8 protein-coding genes are annotated in these 7425 nt (G+C 62.4%); 6 read left to right on the forward strand and 2 right to left on the reverse strand.

Translation table 11 applies throughout. From position 1 onward, the window contains the following. Window positions 1-16: 16 nt before the first annotated feature. A complete protein-coding gene (locus AC1D0I_RS27635) occupies window positions 17-814 on the forward strand; it encodes a YdcF family protein (RefSeq protein WP_477399110.1) in 798 nt (265 codons plus the stop codon). Here the strand turns inward: AC1D0I_RS27635 and AC1D0I_RS27640 are convergent. Further along, window positions 787-1506, reverse strand: coding sequence for a DUF599 domain-containing protein (locus AC1D0I_RS27640; protein ID WP_095091829.1), 720 nt, complete (start codon window positions 1504-1506; stop codon window positions 787-789). The two genes, AC1D0I_RS27635 and AC1D0I_RS27640, sit on opposite strands and share 28 nt — an antisense overlap. Before the next feature lie 179 nt (window positions 1507-1685). Here AC1D0I_RS27640 and AC1D0I_RS27645 point away from each other — a divergent pair, with 179 nt between their 5' ends. The 4 genes from AC1D0I_RS27645 to AC1D0I_RS27660 all read left to right on the forward strand — a co-directional run bounded on the left by AC1D0I_RS27645 (window position 1686) and on the right by AC1D0I_RS27660 (window position 5302). Continuing rightward, entirely contained in the window at window positions 1686-3089 is a 1404-nt protein-coding gene (locus tag AC1D0I_RS27645) for an L-serine ammonia-lyase (RefSeq protein ID WP_477399113.1), read from the forward strand. A 234-nt stretch (window positions 3090-3323) separates the two neighbouring features. Next, window positions 3324-3761, forward strand: coding sequence for a DUF1489 family protein (locus AC1D0I_RS27650; protein WP_095091827.1), 438 nt, complete (start codon window positions 3324-3326; stop codon window positions 3759-3761). A gap of 111 nt (window positions 3762-3872) precedes the next feature. Further along, window positions 3873-4604: a vWA domain-containing protein gene (locus AC1D0I_RS27655; RefSeq protein WP_477399115.1), complete on the forward strand. Its 732-nt coding sequence runs from the start codon at window positions 3873-3875 to the stop codon at window positions 4602-4604. Further along, on the forward strand, window positions 4604-5302 hold the full coding sequence (locus tag AC1D0I_RS27660) for a DnaJ domain-containing protein (RefSeq protein ID WP_477399117.1): 699 nt from the start codon (window positions 4604-4606) through the stop codon (window positions 5300-5302). The genes AC1D0I_RS27655 and AC1D0I_RS27660 overlap by 1 nt, the downstream gene beginning before the upstream one ends. A 47-nt stretch (window positions 5303-5349) precedes the next feature. On the opposite strand, the gene AC1D0I_RS27665 is transcribed toward AC1D0I_RS27660, so the two are convergent. Beyond that, window positions 5350-6798 (reverse strand): SPOR domain-containing protein, encoded by a 1449-nt coding sequence (locus AC1D0I_RS27665; RefSeq protein WP_477399119.1) that lies wholly within the window; start codon window positions 6796-6798, stop codon window positions 5350-5352. Window positions 6799-7083: 285 nt separating this feature from the next. On the opposite strand from AC1D0I_RS27665, the gene AC1D0I_RS27670 reads away from it, so the two are divergent. After that, on the forward strand, window positions 7084-7413 hold the full coding sequence (locus AC1D0I_RS27670) for a phasin family protein (RefSeq protein ID WP_184874143.1): 330 nt from the start codon (window positions 7084-7086) through the stop codon (window positions 7411-7413). Window positions 7414-7425 lie beyond the last annotated feature (12 nt).

Here is a 7425-nt window from a genome sequence, read left to right on the forward strand (position 1 = left end):
CCAACGGGGTTGAGCGATGTTCTTCTATCTTTCCAAAGTCTTCTGGTTTTTCGTCCAGCCGCTCAATCTGACGATCTTCCTTCTGCTGGCGGGATTGGTTGCCGCAATGATCGGCAGCCGGCGGCTTGCCGTCACCGGCAGCGTGCTGGCGTTTCTGATCCTTGGGCTGTCGGCCTGGACGTCGCTTGGTGCGATGATGCTCAACCCGCTGGAGGAGCGTTTCGCGCGCCCGCCACTGCCGGAAAAGGTCGACGGCATCGTCGTGCTCGGCGGCGGCTTCGAAGGTGCCATCAACCTGGTGCGCGGCGGCTATGAATTGAACAGCGGCGGCGACCGGATGGTCGAGACCGCGATTCTCGCCCGGCGCTTTCCAACCGCGAGGGTGGTCGTCTCCGGCGGCACTGGCGAACTGTTCCTCGAAGGCGAGGGCGACGCAGCCACGGCACCCCGATTGCTCACTGCGCTTGGTGTGACGGCCGATCGCCTGATCCTCGAGAACAAGTCCCGCAACACCTATGAGAATGCCGTCTTCACCAAGGGGCTGGTAACACCGAAGCCCGGCGAGACCTGGCTGCTGGTGACCTCGGCCTTCCACATGCCGCGCGCCAAGGCGCTGTTCGACAAGGCCGGTTTTGCAACCATTCCCTGGCCGGTCGACTACCGCACCACGGGGCGGGAAGGCATCGGCCTGTTCCGCGACAATCCGGCCGATTCGCTGCAGGTCACCACAATGGCCATCCGTGAATGGATCGGGCTCTTCGCCTACTGGATATCGGGCCGGATCGATCAGCCTTTTCCCGCGCCCGGCGGCTGACCGATCACCGCGTGTCTGGCCGCCGAGAAGAACTGGCGCCGCACCAGCACGGCCAGGAGCAACAGCGTCGACAAAACGAACACCGTGGGATCGACGAACCAGCCGAGATAGCCGATCGAGAAGAACACGCCGCGCAGGCCGGAATTGAAATGCTTTCCGGCCAGCATGTTCATTTGCGTAGCACGCCAGACCGCTGTTTCGGTGACCGGGTTGCGTGACGCTTCACCATGCAGGATCGGCACGGCGCCGATCAGGATCGTGCAATAGTTGAACAGCCGGTACGCCCAGCCGAATTTGAAGAACGAAAACGCCAGGATCAGGACCAGTCCGAACACTTTTATCTGAAAGGCCGCGCGCGACGGCGCGTCGCCCAGGGGCAGGTCGCTCAGCACCTCAAGTACCCGGTCGGATGCGCCGAGCAAGGCAAAGCAGCCGCCGATCGCGATCAGGGAGCTGGAGGCGAAGAAGGCGGTTCCCTGTTGCAATCCGCTCATGATGGCGGTGTCGACGATGCGGATCTCGCGCTCGGCCATGGTGCGCATCCAGGCTTGCCGCTGCGTGTTCATCGCCGTTGTCAGCGACACGCGGCTGACCAGCTTGCCGTCGGAGGCAAGCGTGTGCAGCAGCCACGCGACGAGGAAGAAAGCCAGCGCCGCGAGATCGGCTGTCGAAAGATCGAGGGAATCGCCCATAGTCCGAATTTATCACATTCAGTGCGATCGCTTCGATGCCCGCCAGAGAGCGATGGAACCAATGTCGCTGCCGGAGCAAACAAGGTCGGCAGGCGATGCGCCGTGATTTCCAAAAGAGCGGAAACATCCTGGGAATTCCTATATATGGTCCTTGACGTGACTCCAGGAGACAGCGCCGCGTGTTCCTTTCGGTTTTCGACCTGTTCAAGATCGGCATAGGACCCTCGAGTTCGCACACGATGGGTCCTATGACCGCCGCAGCGCGGTTTCTCGACGAGGTCGCGGGAACTGACTGGCCGCGTCCGGCGGGCGTCAAGGTCGACCGTCTCGCCGCCAGCCTGCATGGCTCGCTCGCCTATACAGGCATCGGCCACGGCAGTGATCGCGCCGTCGTGCTCRGCCTCGCCGGCCTGACGCCGCAGACTGTCGATCCCGATCAGGCTGATGGCATTGCCAGCCGCATCACTGCGGAGAAGCGCATTTCGCCGCCCGGCCATCCGTCCTATCGTTTCGACCCGGCCACCGATCTGGTGCTGGACCGCAAGACGCCGCTCACCGGCCACGCCAACGGGATGGCGTTCTATGCCTATGATGCGGGCGACCGCCTGCTGCTCAAACGCATCTACTATTCGATCGGCGGCGGCTTCGTGGTTTCGGAAGAAGAGCTGCAGCGAATGAAGGCCAAGGGGTCGGTGACGACTGAAGGCAAGAAGGTGCCGTATCCCTTCAAGAATGCGGTCGAGATGCTTGCGATGGCCGGCAAAAGCGGCCTTTCCATCGCCGACATGAAGCGGATAAACGAAGAGACGCAGATGTCGCGCGAAAAGCTCGACGCCGGCCTCGACGGCATCTGGAGCGCCATGAAGGGCTGCATCGACCGTGGCCTGTCACAGGACGGCATCATGCCGGGCGGACTGAAGGTGCGCCGGCGCGCGCGGATGCTGCATGACAAGCTGCAGGAGCAGTGGCAGCAGAACAGACCCAATCCCTTGCTCGCCAACGACTGGCTGTCGATCTACGCGATGGCGGTCAACGAGGAGAACGCCGCCGGCGGCCGCGTCGTCACCGCGCCGACCAATGGTGCTGCCGGCACACTGCCGGCGGTGCTGCGCTACTGGCTGCATTTCCATCCCGAGGCCGATCAGCCGAGCATCCGCGACTTCCTGCTGACGGCTGCCGCCGTTGGCGGCATCATCAAGACCAATGCCTCGATCTCCGGCGCTGAGGTCGGCTGCCAGGGCGAGGTCGGGTCGGCATCCGCGATGGCCGCGGCTGGCTTGTGCGCCGTCATGGGCGGCACGCCAGAACAGGTCGAAAATGCCGCCGAGATAGCGCTGGAACATCATCTCGGGATGACCTGCGATCCGGTCGGCGGGTTGGTCCAGGTGCCTTGCATCGAGCGCAATGCGCTGGGTGCGGTCAAGGCGGTGACGGCTGCGTCACTGGCGATCAAGGGCGACGGCATCCATTTCGTGCCGCTCGACGCGGCGATCGAGACGATGCGCCAGACCGGCCTCGACATGAACGAGAAGTACAAGGAAACCAGCCTTGGCGGGCTCGCCGTCAATGTCGTGGAGTGCTGAGAGGCCGTTTGGAAACCCACTCCGGCGGCCATCTGGCGGCGTTTTCTGCGCTTCCAGTGCTCACGGACCCAAATGTCCGCTGCGCTCCGGTTCTCGAAAACACCACCATATGACTAGCCAGAGCGAATTTCGAAACGGCCTCTGGGCACCACAGGCTTGGTGTCTGGGTGCTGGCACTGTGGAGAAGTCGATCAGGCCGTTGACGCATCCGCGCGCCGGACTAAACCTTAGGCGATGTCTCTCAATCTCATAAAACTCTGTGTCGGCTGCGACAGCGTCGAGGATCTCGAAGAGTGGATCGCCTTTCGCCTCGACGAGCGGCGGCGCGCCGGTGAGCCGGTCGAGCAGTATCACACGACGCGAATGGTGCCGACGCGCGGCGCCGAGATCACCGACGGCGGTTCGCTCTACTGGGTGATCAAGGGCAATGTGCAGTGCCGGCAGTTGATCACCGAGATCCGGCCGTTCACCGACAGCGAAGGCATCGGCCGCTGTCATCTCATTCTCGATCCGCAAGTCGTGCGCACCGACTGGCAGCCGCGCCGGGCTTTCCAGGGCTGGCGCTATCTGAAACCGTCGGACGCGCCGGCCGATCTCGGCAAGGGCAAGGTCGGGCTGATCGAGATGCCGCCGAAGCTCAGGCGCGAGCTTGCCGATCTCGGCCTGCTGTAAGCCATCGCACTCTCAAGGGGTTGTCTGCTTCAATTGCGGCTGGTTTGCTGGCCCTCAAACTTGCGTCGCACTGGACTTGCAAGCGGCGCGACAACGCCACATCTTGTTTTCATGAGCGACAAAAAGCAGCCCGTGCCCACAAGGGCCAATCCTGCGCCGGTCAAACCTCAATCCAACGCCGGCGAGATCGAAGCGTTTCTTCGGCAGGCAAGGACGCTGGCTGCGTCGGCGATGGGTTCGGGCAGGCTGATCCTTTCGCTCGACGCGACGATGAGCCGCCAGCCGACCTGGGATCTGGCTTGTGAGCTGCAGGGCCAGATGTTCGATGCCGTCGGCAAGGCCGGAACCCTCAGTGTCCAACTGGTCTATTTTCGCGGCCTGGGCGAGTGCCGTTCGTCCGCTTTCGTGGCCGACACCAATGCCTTGAAGCAGTTGATGACGCGAATCGAATGCCGCAGCGGCAACACCCAGATCGGCAAGGTGCTGGCGCATGCGCTGAAACAGACGGCCACGGCCAAGGTCAATGCGCTGGTCTATATCGGCGATGCGATGGAAGAGAACATCGACGACCTGGCTGAAAAGGCCGGTAGCCTCGGCCTGCATGGCGTTCCTGTCTTCGTCTTTCAGGAAGGTCATGATTCCGGCGCAGAAAAGGCGTTTAGGGAAATCGCGCGGTTGTCCAAAGGGGCGTGGTTCCGATTTGATCGGCGGGCTGCCGCGACCCTGGCAGGACTGCTTTCGGCAGTTGCGGTGTTTGCGACCGGTGGGTTGAAGGCGCTCGAAGCCAGGGGCAGGCCGGAAGACCGGCTTATGATTGAGCATCTACGGGGCGGCGGGAACTGATGGGCGCAATCATCGCATTGGTGGCACTGCTTTTGGTGCTTCTCGGCGTGGCCACGATCTTCCTTCGCGCCGACCCGGCAAAATTGGCCAGCGGCATGAAGACACTTGGGCCGGTCCTCCTAGGGCTGGTCGGCATCGCTATGGTTGCGGTCGGGCGCGAAGGCATGGGCGGCATAATTCTATCAGCGGCAATCGCCTGGTATGGATCCATGCGGATGAAGCAACCGACGGTAAAGCTCGCGCCGGGCAAGCGTTCGACGGTGCGCACCGCGGCACTCGAAATGGAGCTTGATCACGATACCGGTGGCCTCGAAGGACTGGTCCTGGCTGGCCGCCACGAGGGCAAGATGCTTGGCGCGATGGGGCTGGCAGAGCTGCAGCATCTCTACCGCGAACTCTCCGGCGATCCGGAGAGCCGGCAACTGCTAGAGACGTATCTTGACGGCAGATTTCCCGTCTGGCGCAAAAACGCTGAGACGAACGGTGGCGAAGGGCTGGGTGTTGCGCCAGGTTCGGGCGCCATGACTAAGGAGGAGGCCTACAAGGTCCTTGGTCTTGAAGCGGGGGCCGCCGCGGCGGATGTCCGCAAGGCGCACCGCCGCCTGATGCAGCGCCTGCACCCCGATATCGGCGGCACGTCTTTCCTGGCGGCGCGGATCAATGAAGCCAAGGACGTCTTGCTCTCCAATCACAATTAGTTCTCCTTCGACGCAGAATTTTTCCGGGAGATTGTTTCCACACCGTCCTACTGCTGGACGGCGTAGCACTCGATGTTCTTCTTCTTCAAAGCGGTGCAGGCCTTCCAGGCGGCGGCCTTGGAACCAAAGCCGCCGAAGCGGGCGCGGTAATAGGTGACGCCGTCCTTGTCGAAGGCGACTGTGAAGCCGGAAGCGTCGGCCAGCGCCTTGGGTGCCTGCTTGGTGGTCTTGTCGAGGAAGGCCTGGGCTTCGGACTGCTTGGGCGACGAGGCAACCTGGATTGCCCAGCCCGAGGGCACCGACGCGGTGTTGACCGGGTCGACAGTGGGCGCCGGCATCGGCGCCGGTGTTGGTTCGGCATAGGCCGCCACGACCTGGGCCGTGGCCACCTGCGGCGCCGATACGATGACGGTCTTGACCTTTTTCGCCTTGACGACAGGGGCAGCCTCTTCGCTCGGCTCGCTCTGCGCAGTGCTGTCCTCCGCCACAGTGGCGTCCTCGGCAACGGTCGCATCGTCCTGGGTCGCGTCATCTTGCGCCACCACCGGCTTGTCGTCCGGCGTTGGCGCGTCGTGCTTGGGCAGCAGGACCTTGGCAAGGGCGGTGATCGGATTGCTGCCGCTGGCTTTGGCGACCAGATCGCCGCCACCACGGGTCGATGCGCGCGGCATATAGGTGTTGATCAACGCAGCCATCTGGTTGTCGCGGCTGCCGCCCGACGTGCCACCCATGACGACGCCGACGATGCGGCGATTGCCGTCGGAAACCGACGAGACGAGGTTGAAGCCGGAGGCGCGGGTATAGCCGGTCTTGATGCCGTCGACGCCCTTGATGCGCCCAAGCAGGCGGTTGTGACCATTGATGCGCTGGCGCCCGTAGAGAAAGGAGCGCTGCGAGAAATAGCCGTAGTACTGGGGGAAATGCTCCCGCAGCGCGATGCCGAGCGTCGCCATGTCGCGCGCGGTGGTGAATTGGCCGGGATTGGGCAGGCCGTTGGCGTTGCGAAACACGGTGCCGTTCATGCCCAGCGCACGCGCCTTGGCGGTCATCATGCGGGCGAAATTGGTTTCATTGCCGCCGAGCATTTCGCCGAGCGCGGTCGCCGAGTCGTTCGCCGATTTGGTGACCATCGACAGGATCGCGGTCTCGACCGTGACCGAGCCGCCCGGCTTCACGCCAAGCTTCGTCGGCGGCTCGGCGGCGGCGTTGGCCGAAAACACGACTTGCGAGTTCCGGCTGATCTTGCCCATCGCCAGCGCCTCGAAGGTCAGATAGAGCGTCATCATCTTGGTGAGCGAGGCCGGATAGCGCCTGCCATCGGCATCCGCCGAATAAAGCACCTTGCCGGTCTTGGCGTCGATGACGATTGCCGCGGACCTCGCCGCCAGCGACGAGGCAACGTCGCCGCAGACGACTGTCATCGCCAGGGCGAAGATCATCATCGTTTTGAGAGGGGAGGTGGATTTGGAAACGATGCCCAACAACGCCTGACGCACTTGTATTTCCCTTGGATTCTTCGTTGCGCTGGAGGCGGCAAAGGGTCCTGCCTCACTTCCAGCCAAAGCTACCGGGGCAGCGTTACCAATCCGTTTATGGTAACCGCCGCGTTCACCATTTTCTTCGGGCTTGAAGCTCTCTTTATTCGATTTTTAGCCATTGACTGCGCAGGCGGTGTCTGGACGCCGGCGAAATGTTGACTTTTGTGCGGCGCACAATATATTAGCGTGCATTGCACAAGAGCGCCCCGAAGAAGGACGCTTCAACCCAAGGGAATGCGTGAAATGACCCAGACCTATGAGGACTTCAGCAAATACGGCAAAGAGTTTGCCGATACCGGATTGAAGAGCTTCGCTTCGCTCTCCAAGGGCGCGCAGGCGATCGCCACCGAAGCTGGCGAATACACCAAGAAGAGCTTCGAAGCAGGCAGCGCCGCCGTCGAGAAGATGTTTTCGGCCAAGTCGCTCGAAAAGGCGATCGAGATCCAGTCCGATTATGCCAAGCAATCGTATGAGGCGTTCGTAGCCGAGGCCACCAAGATTGGCGACCTCTATGCCGAACTCGCCAAGGAAGCCTACAAGCCGTTCGAATCGATCGTTGCCAAGGCAAAGTAATTTCGCCTGACG

Source organism: Mesorhizobium sp. P2_D1 (assembly GCF_056404455.1).